Origin of the sequence: Oceanimonas doudoroffii (assembly GCF_002242685.1) — a bacterium.
GTDB classification, from domain to species: domain Bacteria; phylum Pseudomonadota; class Gammaproteobacteria; order Enterobacterales; family Aeromonadaceae; genus Oceanimonas; species Oceanimonas doudoroffii.
The window spans coordinates 15,367-34,327 of record NZ_NBIM01000008.1 but is presented as its reverse complement, the minus strand read 5'-3'; the positions used below and the strand labels follow the sequence as shown (position 1 = coordinate 34,327).

Annotated in this window: 17 protein-coding genes; 6 read left to right on the top strand and 11 right to left on the bottom strand. The window is 62.6% G+C overall.

The genetic code is table 11. The features are described 5' to 3' along the window. The first annotated feature begins 7 nt into the window (after positions 1-7). On the top strand, positions 8-370 hold the full coding sequence (locus B6S08_RS16005) for a PilZ domain-containing protein (RefSeq protein WP_094201811.1): 363 nt from the start codon (positions 8-10) through the stop codon (positions 368-370). Here the strand turns inward: B6S08_RS16005 and radA are convergent. Then, the gene (radA, locus tag B6S08_RS16000) at positions 367-1,734 is read right to left on the bottom strand and encodes a DNA repair protein RadA (protein ID WP_094201810.1); all 1,368 of its coding nucleotides are present in this window, start codon (positions 1,732-1,734) and stop codon (positions 367-369) included. The two genes, B6S08_RS16005 and radA, sit on opposite strands and share 4 nt — an antisense overlap. A 69-nt stretch (positions 1,735-1,803) precedes the next feature. On the opposite strand from radA, the gene B6S08_RS15995 reads away from it, so the two are divergent. Beyond that, complete coding sequence (locus tag B6S08_RS15995) at positions 1,804-4,053, top strand: PilZ domain-containing protein (RefSeq protein ID WP_094201809.1); 2,250 nt, start codon at positions 1,804-1,806, stop codon at positions 4,051-4,053. Here B6S08_RS15995 and serB read toward each other — a convergent pair. Then, positions 4,013-4,990: a phosphoserine phosphatase SerB gene (serB, locus tag B6S08_RS15990; protein WP_169716425.1), complete on the bottom strand. Its 978-nt coding sequence runs from the start codon at positions 4,988-4,990 to the stop codon at positions 4,013-4,015. The genes B6S08_RS15995 and serB overlap by 41 nt on opposite strands. A 90-nt stretch (positions 4,991-5,080) precedes the next feature. Between serB and B6S08_RS15985 the strand changes: the two genes are divergently transcribed. Continuing rightward, positions 5,081-5,617 carry a hypothetical protein gene (locus B6S08_RS15985; RefSeq protein ID WP_094201909.1) on the top strand — a complete coding sequence of 179 codons (537 nt, stop codon included), beginning with the start codon at positions 5,081-5,083 and terminating at the stop codon, positions 5,615-5,617. Between the two features lie 3 nt (positions 5,618-5,620). On the opposite strand, the gene deoD is transcribed toward B6S08_RS15985, so the two are convergent. From deoD to prfC, 6 genes are all read right to left on the bottom strand, one after another. Next, positions 5,621-6,334, bottom strand: a complete 714-nt coding sequence (gene deoD, locus B6S08_RS15980) for a purine-nucleoside phosphorylase (RefSeq protein ID WP_094201807.1) — start codon at positions 6,332-6,334, stop codon at positions 5,621-5,623. A 27-nt stretch (positions 6,335-6,361) separates the two neighbouring features. Beyond that, on the bottom strand, positions 6,362-7,579 hold the full coding sequence (locus B6S08_RS15975; protein WP_094201806.1) for a phosphopentomutase: 1,218 nt from the start codon (positions 7,577-7,579) through the stop codon (positions 6,362-6,364). A gap of 46 nt (positions 7,580-7,625) precedes the next feature. Further along, entirely contained in the window at positions 7,626-8,399 is a 774-nt protein-coding gene (gene deoC / locus B6S08_RS15970; protein ID WP_094201805.1) for a deoxyribose-phosphate aldolase, read from the bottom strand. A 63-nt stretch (positions 8,400-8,462) separates the two neighbouring features. Next, positions 8,463-9,740, bottom strand: coding sequence for a NupC/NupG family nucleoside CNT transporter (locus B6S08_RS15965; RefSeq protein ID WP_094201804.1), 1,278 nt, complete (start codon positions 9,738-9,740; stop codon positions 8,463-8,465). Between the two features lie 106 nt (positions 9,741-9,846). Next, a complete protein-coding gene (locus tag B6S08_RS15960) occupies positions 9,847-10,611 on the bottom strand; it encodes a TatD family hydrolase (protein ID WP_094201803.1) in 765 nt (254 codons plus the stop codon). Positions 10,612-10,725: 114 nt separating this feature from the next. Then, positions 10,726-12,315, bottom strand: coding sequence for a peptide chain release factor 3 (prfC, locus tag B6S08_RS15955; protein WP_094201802.1), 1,590 nt, complete (start codon positions 12,313-12,315; stop codon positions 10,726-10,728). A 199-nt stretch (positions 12,316-12,514) separates the two neighbouring features. Between prfC and B6S08_RS15950 the strand changes: the two genes are divergently transcribed. From B6S08_RS15950 to fabG, 3 genes are all read left to right on the top strand, one after another. Then, entirely contained in the window at positions 12,515-13,069 is a 555-nt protein-coding gene (locus tag B6S08_RS15950; RefSeq protein WP_094201801.1) for a tRNA-uridine aminocarboxypropyltransferase, read from the top strand. A 443-nt stretch (positions 13,070-13,512) separates the two neighbouring features. Continuing rightward, entirely contained in the window at positions 13,513-14,775 is a 1,263-nt protein-coding gene (locus tag B6S08_RS15945) for a urate hydroxylase PuuD (protein WP_094201800.1), read from the top strand. A 204-nt stretch (positions 14,776-14,979) separates the two neighbouring features. After that, positions 14,980-15,732 (top strand): 3-oxoacyl-ACP reductase FabG, encoded by a 753-nt coding sequence (fabG, locus tag B6S08_RS15940; RefSeq protein ID WP_094201799.1) that lies wholly within the window; start codon positions 14,980-14,982, stop codon positions 15,730-15,732. A gap of 191 nt (positions 15,733-15,923) precedes the next feature. On the opposite strand, the gene B6S08_RS15935 is transcribed toward fabG, so the two are convergent. Genes B6S08_RS15935 through B6S08_RS15925 form a run of 3 tightly spaced genes read right to left on the bottom strand, consistent with a single transcriptional unit; the run spans position 15,924 to position 18,933 of the window. Beyond that, on the bottom strand, positions 15,924-17,393 hold the full coding sequence (locus B6S08_RS15935) for a PhnE/PtxC family ABC transporter permease (RefSeq protein WP_245849883.1): 1,470 nt from the start codon (positions 17,391-17,393) through the stop codon (positions 15,924-15,926). Then, positions 17,390-18,061 (bottom strand): ATP-binding cassette domain-containing protein, encoded by a 672-nt coding sequence (locus B6S08_RS15930; RefSeq protein WP_094201798.1) that lies wholly within the window; start codon positions 18,059-18,061, stop codon positions 17,390-17,392. The genes B6S08_RS15935 and B6S08_RS15930 overlap by 4 nt, the downstream gene beginning before the upstream one ends. Beyond that, a complete protein-coding gene (locus B6S08_RS15925; protein WP_094201797.1) occupies positions 18,061-18,933 on the bottom strand; it encodes a putative selenate ABC transporter substrate-binding protein in 873 nt (290 codons plus the stop codon). Before B6S08_RS15925 ends, B6S08_RS15930 begins: the two co-directional genes overlap by 1 nt. Positions 18,934-18,961: the final 28 nt, after the last annotated feature.

The following is an 18,961-nucleotide window of genomic DNA, read 5'->3' as shown; positions in this document are numbered from 1 at the left end:
GGCGATTTTGGCCGAACGCAGAGCCCTCAGCCGAGTCCGCTTTAACGCTCAGGCCCGACTGATTGACGCCGGCGGGCAGGAATGGCCGGTAGAAGTGTGCGATCTGTCCCTGCATGGCGCCCTGCTCACTCGCCCCGCTGGCTGGCGGGGCCGTGACGACGAGCGGCTGGAGCTGCAGTTGCAGCTGGATGACGCCGGTCAGCGCATCGTGATGCGCGGCCGGCAACGCCATCATCGGGGGGCCGGACTGGGGCTGGAGTGCGAACTCCTCGACATGGCCAGCGCCACCCACCTGCGTCGCCTGGTGGAACTCAACCTGGGTGACGAGCACCTGCTGCAACGCCAGTTTGTGCACCTGGCCGGTGACTAGAGCGCTTCCAGCGCCTCTTCCAGCTTTTTCACCGCGATCACTTCCATGCCTTCCGGAGGCTGCTTGGGCCGGTTGGCCCAGGGTACTATCGCCCGGGTAAAGCCGTGCTTGGCCGCTTCCGTCAGCCGTTCCTGACCCGAGGGCACCGGCCGGATTTCTCCCGACAGGCCCACCTCGCCAAACACCACCAGCTCCTTGGGCAGGGGCTTATCGCGAAAGCTCGACACCAGTGCCAGCAGCAGCGCCAGATCGGCACTGGTGTCTTCGACCCGCACTCCGCCTACCACGTTGACGAACACATCCTGATCCGCCATCTGCATCCCGCCATGGCGATGCAGCACCGCCAGCAACAGCGCCAGCCTGTTGTGCTCCAGACCCACGGTCACCCGACGCGGATTGGCCAGCTGGGAATAATCCACCAGCGCCTGCAGCTCCACCAGCAACGGCCGGGTGCCTTCCCAGATCACCATGACCACGGAGCCGGTGATCTGCTCCTCGCCCCGGCTGAGGAAGATGGCAGACGGATTGCTCACCTCCTTCATGCCGGTTTCGGTCATGGCGAACACCCCCAGCTCGTTGACCGCACCAAAGCGGTTCTTGTGACTGCGCAGGGTACGAAAACGGCTGTCGGCGGCGCCATCAAGCAGCACCGAGCAGTCGATGCAGTGCTCCAGCACCTTGGGGCCGGCCAGGGTGCCGTCCTTGGTCACATGGCCCACCATCAGGATCACCACCCCCTGCTGCTTGGCAAACCGAGTCAGCTGGGCAGCAGCTTCCCGCACCTGGCTCACCGAGCCGGGTGCCGACTGCACATCGGCCACGTGCATCACCTGAATGGAATCGATCACCATCACCGCCGGCCGCTCTTCCCGGGCCACGTGGCAGATCTGCTCGACATTGGTTTCCGACAGCATGCGCAGCTGATCCCGAGGCAACCCCAGGCGCTGGGCGCGCATGGCCACCTGCTGCAACGACTCCTCTCCGGTCACATACAGGGTTTTCATCCGCCCGGCCAGGCCACACATCACCTGCAGCAACAGGGTACTTTTACCCGCGCCCGGATTACCGCCGATCAGAATCGCAGAGCCCGGTACCAGGCCGCCGCCCAGCACGCGATCGAGTTCACGAAAACCGCTGTCGATGCGCGGAATTTCGGTCATGGCGATTTCGTTCAGGGTCTGCACCTTGTTATCGATGGCGCCGGCATAACCGGAAAATCGGGCATTGCGACTGGACGAGGAAGCTGGCGCCAGGCGAATCTCACTGATGGTGTTCCATTCCTTGCACTCGGAACATTGCCCCTGCCAGCGGGGAAACTCGGCGCCGCACTCGCCACAGACGAAGGCGGTTTTGGACTTGGCCATGCTGTCTCACTCATTAATTCACAAGCTGTTATACTGGCTCAAGATTTTCGCTCACTCAAGCACACGAAAATGGATTTCAGCCCCTATAAAGCCCTGCTTGACCGCATCGTTCCCCTCAGTTACCAGCAGGACGCCGAAACCCTGCTGAACAGCCTGCTGCCGGAAACCGACAGTCGCACCCATTACCGCCTGCTGGCCGAAATCAACCGGCTCAAGGCCCCCTGCCTGCGGGTGCTGGATTTGCGCCAGCTGTTTCCCCAGCAATGCCGCCCGGTGTTGCACCAGGGACTCTATCACATGCTGCCGCCCCGGCTGGAGCAACGCTTTGGCCAGCTGCTTGAGCAGTACAACGGCGATTACACCCGTGGCCTTTACGAGGCCCTGCTGACCGAGCTCGAAACCCTGCGCCAGCAGCCCGCCATGCTCAACAGCACGCCCTGGCACCGGTTGGGCTTTGGCATTCGACGCCAGGAGCCTCGCCTGCAGTTTGTGACGCCGGTGCGTTTTCACCTCGCAGATGGCGAGCTGCAGACCAACAGCCTCGACATTTCGGTGCATGGCCTGATGGCCACCCTGGCATCCGCGGCAAAACTGCCCGAAGAGGTGGAGGTCTCCTTTCCCGGGTTGGCCCGCCAGCCCGCCCTGGCCTGTCTGGCCGAGCCCAGACACTATCGGCGAGTATGCCAGGGCAAAAATGAAAAGGGCCGGGTGCGGCTGCAGCGCATTGAGCCCGACAAGGCCTGGGACCAGGCCCTGGAGCAGTTTATCGACCAGAATCAGGGCCGCTATGGCCAGGATGCAGAAGACCTTTTTGAAACCGCCCTGTCCCAGTGCTGGGGCCGGGCACTGCTGGAAAGTGGGCAGGGCCAGGTGCTGTTTTTTGACGCTCGGGGTAGCCTGCAGCAGGTCCTGTGCAACCGCGCCGGCAAACCGCTGCTGGAATACTGGCAACAAAAGGAACAAGGGGATCTGCTGGGCTGCCTGCTGGCGCCCGAGCGCATTCTCGCCATGGCCGGCCGCTCTCAGGCCAGCATGCTGCTTTACGCATTCCGGGTTCAGGGCAAGACCGCCAGCTACCGTTTCGCCGCCGAGCATGACCGGCTGGAGCAGGATGGGCAACTGGCGCAATTTATCAGTGAAGGACAGCGCGCCGGCACCCTGCAGCTCTATCACCTCAGCCTGTCACCGGTTCGCCTGAGCGACGCCCTGCTGGATGATCTCGACGTCATGGGCCAGACGAAGCTGAAGATGCTGAAATGGCAGCTGTGGCTGACTCCCCTGCCTGCACCCGAGCCGGAACAGCGTTTGCCGGCCCGGCCCCGGCTGCTGCAGCCCTACCTGCTGCCCGCTACCCCAGCGCCACTCAACCTGGTGCCACTGCGCCAGGCGGCGCTGCGCAAGGAAACCCGCTTTCGGTTCAACACCCCGGTAGAGCTGACCTTGGGCGACGCCCTGATCAGGGGGGGAACCGAAGATATTTCGGTGCAGGGCATGAAAGTCAGGCTGGAAAAGGCACTGGAGCTGGAGTTGCTCACAGAGGTGCAACTGAGCCTGCCCGAACTCAGCAAACTGGGCCGGGACTGGAAACTGAAACGATTGCGCTACCGGGTGATCAACCAGAGCGGTGATGGCCACGTACTGCATTTGCAGGCCGAGCCGGCGGGAAAAAACCACGCCGGCTGCCGCTTCTTCACCGCCCTGCTGGCCCAGAACCAGGACAAGCTGCGCGCCCGCCCCGAGACCATGCAACACCCCGCCTGGATACGGCTGCTGACCCGCCAGGCGGTACAGCAACTGGCCGGTCCGGCCTTTATTCTGGGTCGCAATGACGGCGGGTTTTATGTTCAGGGCAGCCTTGCCGCCGACCACCTGCCGGCGCTGATGGGCTGGCTCGGCAATGACGACGACGAGGCCTCTCCGGGCCGGCTGTTGTCCCGGCCGCTGTTGCAGTCGGTCGCCACCATATTGCAACGCCCCAGTGGCAGAAGCCACCTGCTCTCCGAAGTCTGGCTGAGCTCGGATGCGGCCGGTGTTCGCCAGCGCCAGATTGATCCCGATGCGGCCACCCGCGAGCGTCTGCTTGCCAGCGACAAGGAGCTGACCGTGTGCCAGCTGATCAGCAACCGCCTGCAACTGCGCCAGCTCGATCTCTATATGCCGGAGTGGCAACGGCTGACCGAAACCTCGCTCTACAAGACCCAGCAACTGGAGCAGAACCTGGCGGAGCTGTCGCTATTGTGCCAGGTCATCGACATTACCGGACTGGCGCGTTCATCCCTTAACGCGCCTGCAGCAGGCCCAGCACCCCTTCCAGGCTGAGCCGGTTCAGGCACACCGGTGCCTGCTGCTGCACCAGGGGTTTGGCGTGCAGTGCCACCCCCAGGCAGGCCTGGGCCAGCATTTTCAGATCATTGGCGCCGTCGCCGATGGCCACGGTCTGCGCAATGGGAATGCCGTGCTCGTGGGCCAGCTCCACCAGAATATTGGCCTTGGCATCGGCATCGACGATGGCGCCCAACACCTCACCGGTGAGTTTGCCGTCGCGAATTTCCAGGGTGTTGGCAAACACCGCATCCAACCCAAGCTGTTGCTGCAGATGACGGGCAAAGGGCACAAAGCCACCGGAGGCAATGGCCACCTTCCAGCCCATGGCCTTGAGCCCGGCCACCAGCTCGGTCAGACCCGGCATCAGTGGCATGCGGCCGATGACCTCATCGATAATACCGGCATCGGCCCCGGCCAGCGCGGCCACTCGGCGCCGCAGGCTTTCGGAGAACGGCAACGCCCCTTCCATGGCGGCCCGCGTGACCGCGGCCACTTCTTCCCCCACTCCGGCCAAGGCGGCGATCTCATCGATGCATTCGATCTGAATGGCGGTGGAGTCCATGTCCATCAACACCAGGCCGGGCTTGTCGGCCGAGGGTAGTGACGGCACACAGGCCAGATCCCAGTCGGTAGCCACCTGCTGTAGTGCCGCCTTCAGCGCCGGCGACCAGGCCGACAGCCTCAGGCTGGCCAGCTCCCGTCCGGCCACGACCGCCACGGCGCTGAGCTCGACACGAATACCGGCTTCATCCAGCACCTGCAGGCTGGCCACCAGGGCCTGTTTGCTCAGGCGCTCCGCCAGCAACACCAGCCGTCCCTTCACTTCAGGCAGGTGCCCGGCTTCCCATTCTCCCTCACGCCACAGGCATGATTGCTGCGCCAGTGCGTCTTTCCATTCCACTACCCGCTCGGGCAGCTCATTGAGCAACAGTGCCACTTTTGTTCCCTTTATTACTACGACAAACCGGCGCTCAGGGTAGCGTATTGCTTTTTAAGCAGGCAAGAGACAATATTGTCCGCCATGAGCACCCCTCCATCACTCTTTAAACGGTTGCCCTGGCTGTGGCTGCTGGCACTGCTGCTGTTGCTGCTGGCCGGTCGCCAATGGCTGGCGCTGAACGAACTGGGCCAGCGCTGGCAGCTGCTGCCGCACCGCACCTCGGCCTCCGCCCTGGCGGATTTCGCCGAGTTTCAGGCACTGCGGGCGCTGAGCACCGAAGACAGCGAGGCACAGCAACTGCTGGTCACCGAGCTCAGCCACTCACCGCTGGTGCTGTCGGCCCGCCTGTACGACGGCGGCGGCACCCTGCTGGCCGCCACCGACGCGCCCGACGTTGTACCCAGGCAGGCCTATGTAAGGCCCCTGTACGACGAGGAGCGTACCGCCGGCTTTTTGCACCTGAGCCTGTCGGAGTCGGCGCTGACCGCCGAGCAGCACCAACTCTGGCTGCGGCTTTACCGGCAGCTGGGCTGGCTGCTGCCCCTGACCGGCGCCATGGGCGCCCTGCTGACCATGGCGTTGCTGCGGTGGCGCCGGCGACGTGCACCGACCGAATAAGGCTCAGTCGGCCAGCAGTACCGACTCCAGCGCCACTTCCATCATTTGATCAAAGCCGGTCTGGCGCTGGTCGGCGCTGAGCCGCTCGCCGCGCAGTATGTGATCCGAGACCGTGCATATGGTCAGGGCCCGGGCACCGAACTCGGCGGCGACGCCATAAAGCCCCGCGGCTTCCATTTCCACGCCCACTACGCCATAGCGTTTCAACAGCTCGAACAGCTCGCTTTGCGGGGTGTAGAACAGATCCGCCGAAAACAGGTTGCCCACCTTCACCGGCACCTTGAGATGATTGGCCGCCGCCACGGCATGCTGAGTCAGTTCAAAGTCGGCGATCGCCGCCAGATCATGGCCCATAAAGCGGGTACGGTTGACTCTGGATTCGGTGCTGGCGCCCAGACCGATCACCAGATCCATCAGCTTGACGTCGTCGCGCACCGCGCCACAGGAGCCCACGCGAATCAGGTTTTTCACCCCAAACTCGGTGATCAGCTCCTTGGCATAGATGGACACCGACGGTATGCCCATGCCGTGGCCCATGACCGATACCGCCCTGCCCTGGTAGCTGCCGGTAAAGCCCAGCATGTTGCGCACCGCATTCACCTGGCGTACATCGGTGAGAAAGGTCTCGGCAATGTATTGGGCCCGCAGCGGATCGCCGGGCATCAGAATGGTCTCGGCAAAGTCGCCGCGCTCGGCCTTGATATGAGGTGTAGCCATGGTGATGTTCCCGTTAGTCAGTAAAGATCACAAAAAAGAGCGGCCAAAGTCCATGGGGCTGGTGCCAAAGTAGGTCGCCAGGCTCTGGCCGATATCGGCAAAGGTGTCACGCCCGCCCAGTGACCCGGGCTTCAGTCCGGCGCCGGTGGCCAGCACCGGTATATGCTCACGGGTGTGCTCGGTGCCGATCCAGGTAGGATCGCAGCCGTGATCCGCGGTGAGGATCAGCAGATCTTCCGGTTTCAACCGCCGCAGCAGCTCGGGCAGGCGCCGATCAAAGGACTCCAGCGCGGCGGCGTAGCCGGCCACATTGCGGCGATGGCCAAAGCTTGAGTCAAAGTCGACAAAATTGGTCATGATCAGGGTATTGTCCCCGGCCGCTCCCACCTCATTCAGGGTCGCGTCAAACAGGGCGTCGTGACCGCTGGCCTTGACCTTGCGGGTAATGCCGCAATGGGCGTAGATGTCGGCGATTTTGCCGATGGACACCACCTCGCCATGTTGCTCGTCCACCAGCTTTTGCAGCACGGTGGGGGCCGGCGGTTCAATGCTGTAGTCCCGGCGGTTGCTGGTACGTACGAAGTCGGCGGCGCCCTCTCCCACAAAGGGACGGGCAATGACCCGGCCGATGTTGTAAGGCATCAGCAGCTCCCGGGTGAGCTCGCACAGGGCGTACAGCCGCTCCAGGCCAAAATGCTGCTCGTGGCAGGCAATCTGAAACACCGAGTCCGCCGAGGTATAGCAGATGGGTTTGCCGGTACGCACATGCTCCTCGCCCAGCTGTTCCAGTATGGTGGTGCCCGAGGCATGACAGTTACCGAGGATCCCCGGCAGTCCGCCCCGCTCGATCAGAGCGTCAATCAACCCTTGCGGAAAGCTGTTGCGAGTGTCGTGAAAGTAGCCCCAGTCAAACAGCACCGGTACCCCGGCAATCTCCCAGTGGCCCGAGGGCGTGTCCTTGCCCGACGACAGCTCCCGCGCATAGCCGTAGCTGCCGGTGACCTCGACGGGCAGGGTCACGCCTTCCGCCACGGCCCCGGTGCTGTCGGCATGAGCATGAAACAACCCCAGCCGGCCCAGGTTGGGCAGCCGCAGCGGTCCCTCGCGGCCCTCATCGGCCCGCCCCTGGGCGCAGGCGGCGGCGATATGCCCCAGGGTATCGGCACCGACGTCACCAAAGCGGTCGGCGTCGGGAGTGGCGCCAATGCCGAACGAGTCTAGAACCAGGACGATGGCACGTTTCATGGGGTCTCCTTGGTGCCGCCGGGCGGCACGGCCAAAATGGTCAATCTCAGTAACCGCCGGTATTCGGCCCGCGCGTACCGAGCCGCAGCGTGGTCAGTATGTCGTTGAGCAGCCCTGAGGCACCAAAGCGAAAATGCGCCGGGGTAAGCCAGTCCGGCCCCAGCCGCTCGGCGGCCAACCGCAGGTAGTCAGCGGCCTGGGCCGCGGTGCGCACGCCCCCGGCGGCCTTGAAGCCGACCCGGCCACCGCGGAGCTTGATGACGTCAAGCATCACTCCTGCCGCCTCAAGGGTGGCGTTGACCGCCATCTTGCCGGTGGAGGTCTTGATAAAGTCGGCGCCGCCGTCAATGGCCAGCTCGCTGGCGCGCCTTACCAGCGCCGGCGTGCCCAGTTCACCGCTTTCGATGATGACCTTAAGGGTTCGCTCACCACAGGCGGCCTTGCAGGCGTTGACCAGGGCGGGGCCGGTTTGCTCATCACCGGCCATCAGTGCTCGCCAGGGAAACACCACATCCACCTCGTCGGCGCCCGCGGCAATGGCGGCTCGGGTCTCTCGTTCGGCCTTTGCAATATCGCCGCCACCGTCGGGAAAGTTGGCCACGGTGGCCACCCTCACCCTGCCGGCCACTCCCAGTGCAGCCAGGGTGGCGCGGGCCAGCGGCACAAAACGCGCAGACACACACAGTGCCGCTGGCATGCCGGCGGGCGTCAGCGCCTGATGACACAAGGCGATAATGTCGGCTTCGGTGTCATGCTCGTTGAGGCTGGTCAGATCCATCAGTGCCAGCGCCTGCCGCGCCTGCGTTTGCAATTCACTCATTCACTTCTCCCCTGCCATTGCCCCAGTGTACCGATATTTGACCATGAAGGGACACCAAAGTGTTCAGGCCGCCCCCAGCGCCAGAAAAAAACCGGCCAGGGCGGCGGACATCAGGTTTGACAGGGTGCCGGCCAACACCGCCTTCAACCCCAGCCGCGCAATGTCGTGTCGCCGGCCGGGCGCCATGCCGCCCAGGCCGCCCAGCAGAATGGCCACCGAGGCCAGGTTGGCAAAGCCGCACAGGGCAAAGGAGATAATGGCGCGAGTGTGCTCGCTCATGGCCCGGCCGGTGCTGTCCAGCAGCAGTTGGTCGGACAGATAAGGGGCGAAATTCGCATAGGCCACGAATTCGTTCAGCACCAGCTTCTGGCCAATAAAGGAGCCGGCCAAACGGGCTTCCTCCCAGGGTACCCCCAATAAAAACGCCAGCGGTGAAAACAGCCAGCCCAGCAGCCATTCCAGGCTGAGCCCCTCCATGCCAAACCAGGTGCCCATGCCGCCCAGCATGCCGTTTAGCAGCGCAATCAGGCCGATAAAGGCCAGCAGCATGGCGCCCACGTTCATCGCCAGTTTCATGCCAGCGCTCGCACCCGAGGCGGCGGCGTCGATGACGTTGGCCGGACGGTCCTCGTCAAAACCGGCGGCATCGGTCTGATCCTGGGGTTCCGGGGTGGCGGTTTCCGGCAGCAGCAGCTTGGCAAACAGCAGGCCGCCGGGAGCGGCCATAAAGGAGGCGGCGATCAGGTATTCCAGCGGCACCCCCAGAGAGGCATAGCCCGCCAGCACCGAGCCGGCCACCGAGGCCAGGCCGCCGCACATGACCGCAAACAGCTCCGACTCGGTCATGCGGGCAATATAGGGGCGCACCACCAGCGGCGCCTCGGTCTGACCCACAAAGATATTGGCGGTGGCCGAGAGCGACTCGGTGCGTGAGGTACCCAGTGCCTTTTGCAGGGCGCCGCCCAGCAACCGAATCACCCACTGCATGATGCCGAGGTAATAGAGCACGGCGATAAGCGACGAAAAAAAGATGATCACCGGCAGCACCCGCACCGCAAAGATAAACCCCAGTCCGCTTTCAAAGGCGGCGTTCCCCACCAGGCCGCCAAACAGAAAGCTCATGCCGTCGTTGGCATAGGCAATGACCTGGGCGACCCCATCGGACAGGGCCTTGAGAAATTCGCGCCCGGCGGGCACATAGAGCACCAGGGCGCCCAATCCGGCCTGAATGGCAAAGGCACCACCCACGGTACGCAGCCGAATGGCACGGCGGTTGCGGGAACACAGCAGGGCAATGAGGATCAGCACCACCATGCCCACCAGGCTCATGATCAGGGTCATCCGCAAGTCTCTTTAATTTAACGGCAGGGTGTTCTGAGGGTAGAAAAAAACCGGAAATTTACGAGGGAAACGGCGATAGATTTTTGATTTTATGCGCAAAATCGTACTACCAGACAAACAGCCGATCGGCGTTGGCTTCCAGCCCGGCGACCAGCTCGTCGAGGGGCTCGTCGCGCAGTTCCGCCAGGGCGTTCAGCACCCGCGGCAGTCGCTCGGGATGGTTGGGCTGGCCCTGAAAACCGCACAGGGGCATGTCGGGCGCATCGGTTTCCAGCACCAGGGACTCCAGTGGCATGGCGGCGATGACACCGCGGGTCTTGCTGGCCCGTTCATAGGTGATGGTGCCGCCCACCCCCAGATGAATACCCAGCCGCCAGAAGGCCTGCGCCTGTTGCAGGGACCCGGCAAAGCCGTGCACCACGCCGCCCACCGGGGTAAGGCGACGCAGCCATTTCATCAGCACATCGTGAGCCTTGTGGCTGTGCATCATCACCGGCAGGCCGCGCTCGCAAGCCAGCCTGAGCTGAACCGAAAACGCGGCTTCCTGCTCGGCCATGGGCAACCGGCAGGCCATGTCCAGCCCGGTTTCACCGATGGCCACACAACGAGCATCGGCGGCGTCCAGCGCCGCCACCAGTCTCGCTTGCCATTGCGCGGAAGCACCCGCCACCCACCAGGGATGCAATCCCAGGGCGTAGCGGGTACCGGCAAGGGTGTCGCAGAACGCCCGCAGCCCGGGCCACTGGGCCTCTTCCACGCCCGGGATCACCAGCCGGTGGACCCCGGCGGCCTGAGCCCGCCGCCAGTGCTCCTGAGGATCGTCGGCAAAGGCGTCAAAGTCGAGGTGGCAGTGGGTGTCGGTGAGCAGCATGGACAATCCCGGAAAGTGAAGGCGTACTGACTTCAAGAGTATCAGAAAGCCGGGCAAGAAAATGCCGGGACAAGCCCGGCATCGTGTATGGAGCGACGTCACAACCCCGGTGGATTAGTGCTCCCGGGTCTTGCTGAACTGAATGTCCGGGTAACGCTCCTGGGTCAGGTTGAGGTTGACCATGGTGGGGGCGATATAGGTGAGGTTGTCGCCGCCATCCAGGGCCAGGTTGGCGGACACCTTGCGCTGGAACTCGTCCAGCTTCTTGGCGTCCTTGCCATACACCCAGCGGGCGGTAGAGACGTTGACCGACTCATAGAGGGCGTCCACGTTATATTCGGCCTTGAGCCGTGCCACCACCACATCGAACTGCAGCACACCCACGGCGCCCACGATCAAGTCGTTGTTGTCGAGCGGGCGGAACACCTGCACCGCGCCTTCTTCCGACAGCTGTACCAGGCCCTTGAGCAGCTGTTTCTGCTTCAGCGGGTCCCGCAGGCGAATGCGACGGAACAGCTCGGGGGCGAAGTTGGGAATGCCGGTAAACTTGAGCTCTTCCCCTTGAGTAAAGGTGTCACCAATCTGAATGGTGCCGTGGTTGTGCAGGCCGATAATGTCGCCGGCAAAGGCTTCTTCCGCCCGCTCCCGATCACCGGCCATAAAGGTCACGGCGTCGGAAATGCTGACCGTCTTGCCGATGCGCACGTGCTTCATCTTCATGCCCTGGGTGTACTGGCCGGAGACGATGCGCATAAAGGCGATACGGTCCCGATGGCGAGGATCCATGTTGGCCTGGATCTTGAATACGAAGCCGGAAAACTTGTCATCGGCGGCGGTCACTTCCCGCTCCTGGGTCTGACGCGGTTGGGGCGCCGGCGCCCATTCGGTGAGGCCATCGAGCATGTGATCCACGCCAAAGTTGCCCAGGGCGGTACCGAAAAACACCGGGGTCAGTTCACCGGCCAGGAACAGCTCCTGGTCAAATTCGTGAGACGCGCCCATCACCAGCTCCAGCTCTTCCCGCAGCTGTTCGGCCAGGCCGTCACCCACGGCCTCGTCCAGCTCGGGGTTGTCCAGGCCCTTGATGATACGCACTTCCTGAATGGTATGCCCCTTGCCGGACTGATACAGAATGGTCTCGTCCCGGTGCAGGTGATACACCCCCTTGAACAGCTTGCCGCTGCCGATGGGCCAGGACACCGGGGCGCACATGATGTTGAGCTCGGTTTCCACCTCGTCGAGCAGCTCCATGGGGTCGCGAATGTCCCGGTCGAGCTTGTTCATAAAGGTAACGATGGGGGTGTCGCGCAGCCGGGTCACTTCCATCAGTTTGCGGGTGCGGTCTTCCACGCCCTTGGCGGCGTCGATCACCATCAGGCAGGAGTCCACCGCAGTCAGGGTGCGGTAGGTGTCTTCCGAGAAGTCTTCGTGGCCCGGGGTGTCGAGCAGGTTCACCAGACGGTCGTTGTAGGGAAACTGCATCACCGAGGTGGTGACCGAGATGCCCCGCTCCTTTTCCATTTCCATCCAGTCGGACTTGGCGTGCTGGCCCGAGCCGCGGCCCTTGACGGTACCGGCGCTCTGAATGGCCTGGCCGTGCAGCAACACCTTTTCGGTGATGGTGGTCTTACCGGCATCCGGGTGAGAAATAATGGCAAAGGTACGGCGCTTGGCAATTTCCTGCGCTATGGTGCTGTTTGACATGGTGCTATCTTCTGGGTTGACACGGACTCGGGCTGCCGGCGGGTATGCCTGAAAATAAAATCCGCTAGAGTGAACTTGGCTGGCGGCTATTTTCGCCTATTCGGCGGCGCTTAACAATCCGTCTCATGCTCCCCCGCACTTTCCCCCTGCCGGCGAGGCCGTTAAACTTGGCCGTTTTCAGTCAGGAATTCACCCACTCATGTCCCGCGCCACCTGCTCCCGTTGCCGGCTGCCCGAGCGCACCTGCCTGTGCGCCGAGACGCGGCCGCAACCCTGCCCGCTGCCGGTGATCGTGCTGCAGCACCCGCTCGAAGCCAGACACGCCAAAAGCACGGTGCCGCTGCTGCAGCTGGCGCTGCCGACACTGCAACGGGTGGTGGCCGAACACATGGCACCACCAGCGCCTCTACCGCGAGGACGCTGGTGGCTGCTTTACCCCGGTGACGAGGCGGTGGATATCGACACCAGTCCCCCCGGCCGCCTCGACATCGGCGGCCTGGTGGTACTCGACGGCACCTGGCGCAAGACCCGGCGGCTGCGTCACCTCAACCCCTGGCTCAACAGCCTGCCCGCCCTCAGTTTCAGCCAGGCACCTGCCGGCCGCTACGCCATTCGCAAGGGGCCGGGCGGCCATGCCCTGTCCACCCTGGAAAGCCTGACCCATGTGCTGGGCCGAATAAGCCCTGCTTTTGACCCGGCTCCCCTGCACCATCTGCTCGCCTGCCGAGTGGCCCAGTTTCATCCCGACGACTAGAGTAAAAGCGGGTGTTGACGGATCAGGTGTATACAACCGGCTCCCGCTTTGCTCTACATTTCAAGCAGGGAAGTCGGTTGCAGCTGTAGTCAAATACGCTATCATGACGCCCGCTTCGTCTTGCCCCGGCACCGGCTTCGCCGCCCTCCGCCACAAGACAAGCGCAAGCCGTTGATTAACATTGATTTTTAGCATTAAAACCGAATTCAAAACATCGAAGTGGTTGCAAATGCAAGAAAATTAACTGTTAATGAATGTTGACAAACTTCATGTTTTTGAAAAAAATCACCTCACAAATTGTCAACAGTTCAAATTTTGAACTGTATACAGTTTGGAAGCACACAACAGCGCATGTGGTCTCAGCTCCCGCCCTTGGCAGGGCTCTGTTTCGATGCGCTAGGGTCTCAATCAATACAAAATGAAACAGAGAAGGTAAGACCATCATGGAAGCGTATCTGCTGGATTTTGGTAACCTGCTGCTCCGCTGGCTGCACGTGATTGCCGCCATTGCCTGGGTAGGGGAATCCATTTACTTCGTAATGCTCGACAACGGCCTGCGCCCGCCCAAGTCTGAAGAGTGCAAGAAAAAAGGCGTGTTCGGTGAAATGTGGGCCGTGCACGGCGGTGGTTTCTACCACAACCAGAAATATGCAACCAGCCCCGAGCAACTGCCCGAAGACCTGCACTGGTCTTTCTGGAAGTCCTACACCACCTGGCTGTCCGGTTTCGGTCTGTTTACCCTGCTGTATCTGACCAAACCCAGCTTCTATCTGGTCAACCCCGCCTCTCCCTGGGAGTGGGCCGCCAACATGACCGGCTGGCAGGCCAACATTGCCGCCCTGGCATTCTTGCTGCTGGGCTGGATCGTGTATAACGAGCTGTGTAAGCGCATCAGCCCCAACATGGAACGCGATGGCATTCTGTCCGTTGCCGTTGCCGTGATGATGGTGGTGGTTGCCTACCTGAGCACTCACATCTTCTCCGGCCGTGCTGCCTTCCTGCTGACCGGTGCCGTGATGGCCACCGCCATGTCTGCCAACGTGTTCTTCTGGATCATTCCCGGCCAGCGCCGCATGGTTGCCGCCATGAAAGCCGGTGAAACCCCGAACCCGCTCGACGGCAAACGCGGTAAGCAACGCTCCGTGCACAACACTTACTTCACCCTGCCGGTAGTGCTGCTGATGCTGAGTAACCACTACTCCTTCACCTACAGCCATGAACTGTCCTGGGTGATCATGACCCTGTTCATCTTCGCAGGTGCCCTGATTCGTCAGTACTTCGTACTGATGCACGCCGGCCAGATCCGTCCGGGTTATCCCGCCGCCGGTGTGGCGCTGATCCTGGTGGCCATTTGGGTAGGTGCGCCCAAGCCGGTAGCAGCCCCGACTGCTGTTGCTCCGGCTGCCACCCAGTCTGAAACCGCCGCCGGTGAAGAGGCCGCTGCCGCTCCTGCCGCCGCTGTCGTCACCACCGCTCAGGTACTGGAAGTCATGGAAGCCCGCTGTGTGCAGTGTCACGCCGCCCAGCCCACTCAGCCCGGTTTTGCCGCTGCGCCTGCCGGCGTTGTGCTGGACACCGAAGAGCACCTGCTGCTGCAGGTCGGTACCGTCAAGCAGGTTGTTGCCAACAAGTACATGCCGCTGGGCAACATCACCGGCATGACCGACGAGGAGCGCGCCCTGGTGGCCGCCTGGAACGGTCAGTAAGTCATACTGCTTCGCTATGCAAAAGCCCGCCTTGTGCGGGCTTTTTTGTGCTCACGGTTCACCGCATCGCTATCATGCGTCGCAAAATAAAAAAACCAAATAAAGATACTGGCTGATGAAAATTAACATTGCAGTGCAAAATTTAAGCTATTATGGAGCATAATATCGGAGCTGGCTGACACTACTCTCAAAAAGGAAGGCACCATGAACGGCACTGCCAATGACATGCAAAACAACATCTGTGTGGTTACCGGCGCCGCCCGCGGGCTGGGCCGCTGCATCAGCGAAACCCTGGCCCTTGCCGGAGCGGCCCGAGTCTATGCCTGCGACATTGACATGACCCCGGCCGACGCCTGGCTGAGCGAGCACGACAACGTCACCGCCGTGACCCTGGATGTATGTGACGGCGACGCCCTGAGCCACCTTAGCGCCCGCATTCTGGCCGAGCACGGCCGCCTTGACGTGCTGGTGAACAACGCCGGCATCACCCGCGATGCCCTGCTGGAAAAGATGACCGACACCGACTGGGATCGCGTGCTGGATGTAAATCTCAAGGGCGTCTTCCTGATGACCCAGGCGATGCTGCCGCTGATGAAACTGCACCAAAGCGGCAGCATCGTCAGCATCTCTTCCATTGTGGGCACCGATGGCAACATTGGCCAGAGCAACTACGGCGCCAGCAAGGGGGGGCTGATCACCATGACCAAGGGCTGGGCCAAAGAGCTGGCCCGAGGCGGCGCCCAGATTCGGGCCAACTGCATCGCCCCCGGCTTTATCAATACCGAGATGACCCAGGCAGTGCCGCAAAAGGTGCTGGACAAGATGACCGCCCGCATTCCCCTCGGCCATCTGGGTGAGCCCACCGACATTGCCCAAGGGGTGCTGTTTCTGGCCAGCCAGCGCGCCCGTTACATCACCGGACAGGTACTAAAAATTGATGGCGGGCTGGTGTTGTAAGGCAAGCACCAGGGCCCGGTGTTGGGTCCGCCTGGCTCATCGCCAACCTACCCTCCTCGCCCGTCGAGGAGTGGTATGCAACGCTCAAACTTAATGACGCCACCACAGGGATTACCGAAGCTGACCGGCTTGCAGCGTGTCGGCGCAGGTAACGCTGCTGATGCTTCGGGCTAGCACTGACTGGCAAAGACTTACAGCACCTGGGCGCGATTGCCCAGGTGCAGCCGTTGCCGCAGGCGGCGAGCCAGCACGTCCACCAGCATGTTAAGCCCGGCGCATACCAGCAGCAGCACCATGGCCCGGTCGAAACGGAATTCGCTGAAGGCCGAGTCGATAAAAAAACCCAGCGTGGGAATGCCCAGCATGCCGAGAATGGCGGTTTCACGAATAAGGTTTTCAAACCGGTACAGGCTGTAGGCCATAAAGGCACGATAGAGTCGGGGCAACACTTCAAAAACGTACAGGTTCAGGCCACGGGGCGCGTCTTCCCGCAGGCTCAGGGTATTGAGGTGATGGCCCAGTAAATGGGCGATAATAGCGCCGTTATGCAGGCCCAGTGCCAGCATGGCCGGCAGCATACCCGGCCCCAGCAGCAGCATGCCGATAAAGGCCAGCAGATACTCCGGCAGGGAGCGCATCAGCACCAGCCAGCCATGACTGGCCTGCCGGCTGACGACATTGCCGAAACGCCGGGAAATAGTCGGAAACCACAGCAACGCCAGCACACCGGTCACCACCAGTGACACCAGCGCCAGCACCAGGGTATTGGCCAGCCCAGGCCCCACCTGCTGCTGCCACAACGACGCCCACCAGGGCCAGAGTCCGGTCCAGTCCCCGGAGCGCAGGGGGGCGGGAATAATGTCTTCGGTAAAAAAGCGAACCATCAGCCCCCAGTTCAGGCTGGCCACCGGCGGCAGCCAGAGCACCGCCGCCAGCAGATATACAGGCACCAGCCGGCCCCGCAGCCACCAGCGCAGAGTGGCGATGATCAGCACCAGGGCATAGAAAAAGACAGCGGCCTCATCGTAATAACCCTGGCGCAACAGGGATTCCAGGTGATAGCCCAAGGTGGGCAGGCCGATAAAGCCCAGCACCGCCGAGCTGCGAATGCCGCACTCCAGCCGGTAGCCGGTGTAGGTGGCCATCTGCCGCCAGCACAGCGGCAGTTGCAGGTAGACGAGCCGGCTCAGCCGGCCCAAGCCCGCCGGAAGGGCCTGCTCCGGGGCCGGATCGGCTTCCTCAAACAGCTCGCCGTAGATCTTGGCAAAGGTGCCCGCATAGGGCAGTGCAATAGCCAGCACCCCGGCCAAGGCCGAGAGCCCCAGCAACTGCATAAACAACAGCGCCCAGAACAGTTCGTGCACCGCCCTGAGCCCCGCCGCCAGCCGGCGCACGCCGGCACTGCGATAACCACAAGCGAGAAACAGGCCCAGTATGGCGCCGAGCGCCACCCCTTGCAGGGCAAAGGCCAGGGTGTTGGCCAGCGCCGACAGCAACACGGTGGCATCGGGCCAGGCCGGCAACAGCAGGCCGGCACCCAGTCGGCCCAGCTCATACCAGGGATCCACGGCGGTAATGGCAAAGTCAGCCCAGGGCAGGCACAGCAGCGCCAGCGCCACAAACAGCAGGCTGGTACGCCCCATGGAAGCAGACGGGATCATAAGGAGGTGTACAGGGCCCGCAACTGGGCCGCACTCAGTTCGCTACTTGGCGCATCCAGCACCAGCCGCCCCTGGCGCAATCCTACAATGCGGGAGCAGTGAGTCAGTGCCTGCTCCACGTTATGCAGCGCCAGCACCACGGTCTGGTGCCGTGCGCACACCAGCTGCAACAGTTCGGCGGCCTGACGCTCGTCCAGCGCCGACACCGGCTCGTCACCGATAAACACTGGTTTTTGCTGATACAGCGCCCGGGCCAGGCTGACCCGGCTCTGCTGACCACCGGACAGGGCGCCGGCCGGACGCCAGAGCTGACCACTCAGCCCCAGCCGGCTGGCCAGCCCGGCGATCTCTGCCTTTGGAGTTGCCAGCGGCCTGACCAGGTTGGCCAGGTTGTACCAGAACGGATGGCGTTCCAGCCGGCCCATGTAGATGTTGTGAAAGGCGCTCAGCACCGGCACCAGGCCGGGCTGTTGCGGACACCAGGCCACATCACTGGGGCGAAGCTCACGCAGCCGGCGCAGCAGGGTGCTTTTGCCGGTGCCCGACTCTCCCAGCAGGGCAATTTTGTCCCCTCGCCTCACCTTCAGGGTCAGGGCCTCAAGCACCGGCTTGCCGGCATAGCCGAGACTGGCCCCGTCAAATCGAAACAGGGTGGCCGGCTCGCTCATTACCGGGCGGGATCCATAATGCCGATGGCCACGGCGGTGTCGCGAATGGGGGCGTAGTCGTCGTTGGTGGCATTGACAAAACCGGAGCGGGGAAAGGCCGCCAGCAGCTCGGGATCGCGCATCTCCAGCAGCGCCTGTTTCACCTTTTCCTTGAAGCCGTCACCGAAGCGGGCGTTCACATCGCCGCGAATGCTCCACTGGTAGTCGGGGTACTGGGGGCTGGTCCAGATCACCCTGACCTTGCTTTCATCGATATTGCCTTTTTCCATCTCGGCATCCCACACCGCGTAGTTGACCGCCCCGACTTCATAGGCTCCGGACTGCACCAGACTGATGGTGCGGTTGTGATCGCCGGAGAAGCCGACTCGAGAGAACAGGGCTTCGGGGGCCTGAGCAAAATGCTGACGCAAAAAGAATTCCGGCATCAGTCGGCCGGAAGTGGAGCCCTTGTCACCAAAGGTAAAGCGCTTGCCGGCCAGCTCCGCTGGTAACTGCTCACTTTCAGTGAGACCAGTGCTTTCATGGGCAATCAGGTAGCTGACAAAGGCAGTATCTTCCGCCCCCTGAGCAATGGCTTCGCTGCCTGGCACCAGCTCTCGGGCCTGTACACCGGTCAGGCCACCGAACCAGGCCAGCTGCACCTGATCGTTACGAAAGGCGCTGACCGCCGCCGGATAGCTCTTCACCGGAATGTACTGTACCTCTACACCCAGCTTTTCAGACAGGTAATCGGCAATCTTGCCAAAGCGTTCGGTAAGGTGACGTTCGTCCTGATCCGGAATGGCGGTAAAGACGAAAGGTTCGGCCTGAGCCAGGCCGCTCAGGCACAGGGCCGCCAGGCCCAGCAGGCGGGCACGCAGAGACAGGGTCATAATCGGTTCCATTTGACAAGAAGGGCAG

Bases quoted from the DNA above. Each gene is read 5' to 3' on its own strand.
- B6S08_RS15985 (WP_094201909.1), top strand. From the start codon at position 5,081: ATGAGCACCCCTCCATCACTCTTTAAACGGTTGCCCTGGCTGTGGCTG.
- deoC (WP_094201805.1), bottom strand. From the start codon at position 8,399: ATGAGTGAATTGCAAACGCAGGCGCGGCAGGCGCTGGCACTGATGGAT.
- B6S08_RS15935 (WP_245849883.1), bottom strand. From the start codon at position 17,393: ATGATCCCGTCTGCTTCCATGGGGCGTACCAGCCTGCTGTTTGTGGCG.
- B6S08_RS15950 (WP_094201801.1), top strand. From the start codon at position 12,515: ATGTCCCGCGCCACCTGCTCCCGTTGCCGGCTGCCCGAGCGCACCTGC.
- radA (WP_094201810.1), bottom strand. From the start codon at position 1,734: ATGGCCAAGTCCAAAACCGCCTTCGTCTGTGGCGAGTGCGGCGCCGAG.
- B6S08_RS15930 (WP_094201798.1), bottom strand. From the start codon at position 18,061: ATGAGCGAGCCGGCCACCCTGTTTCGATTTGACGGGGCCAGTCTCGGC.
- B6S08_RS15960 (WP_094201803.1), bottom strand. From the start codon at position 10,611: ATGCTGCTCACCGACACCCACTGCCACCTCGACTTTGACGCCTTTGCC.
- B6S08_RS15965 (WP_094201804.1), bottom strand. From the start codon at position 9,740: ATGACCCTGATCATGAGCCTGGTGGGCATGGTGGTGCTGATCCTCATT.
- B6S08_RS15945 (WP_094201800.1), top strand. From the start codon at position 13,513: ATGGAAGCGTATCTGCTGGATTTTGGTAACCTGCTGCTCCGCTGGCTG.
- deoD (WP_094201807.1), bottom strand. From the start codon at position 6,334: ATGGCTACACCTCATATCAAGGCCGAGCGCGGCGACTTTGCCGAGACC.
- B6S08_RS15975 (WP_094201806.1), bottom strand. From the start codon at position 7,579: ATGAAACGTGCCATCGTCCTGGTTCTAGACTCGTTCGGCATTGGCGCC.
- prfC (WP_094201802.1), bottom strand. From the start codon at position 12,315: ATGTCAAACAGCACCATAGCGCAGGAAATTGCCAAGCGCCGTACCTTT.
- B6S08_RS15925 (WP_094201797.1), bottom strand. From the start codon at position 18,933: ATGACCCTGTCTCTGCGTGCCCGCCTGCTGGGCCTGGCGGCCCTGTGC.
- B6S08_RS15995 (WP_094201809.1), top strand. From the start codon at position 1,804: ATGGATTTCAGCCCCTATAAAGCCCTGCTTGACCGCATCGTTCCCCTC.
- fabG (WP_094201799.1), top strand. From the start codon at position 14,980: ATGAACGGCACTGCCAATGACATGCAAAACAACATCTGTGTGGTTACC.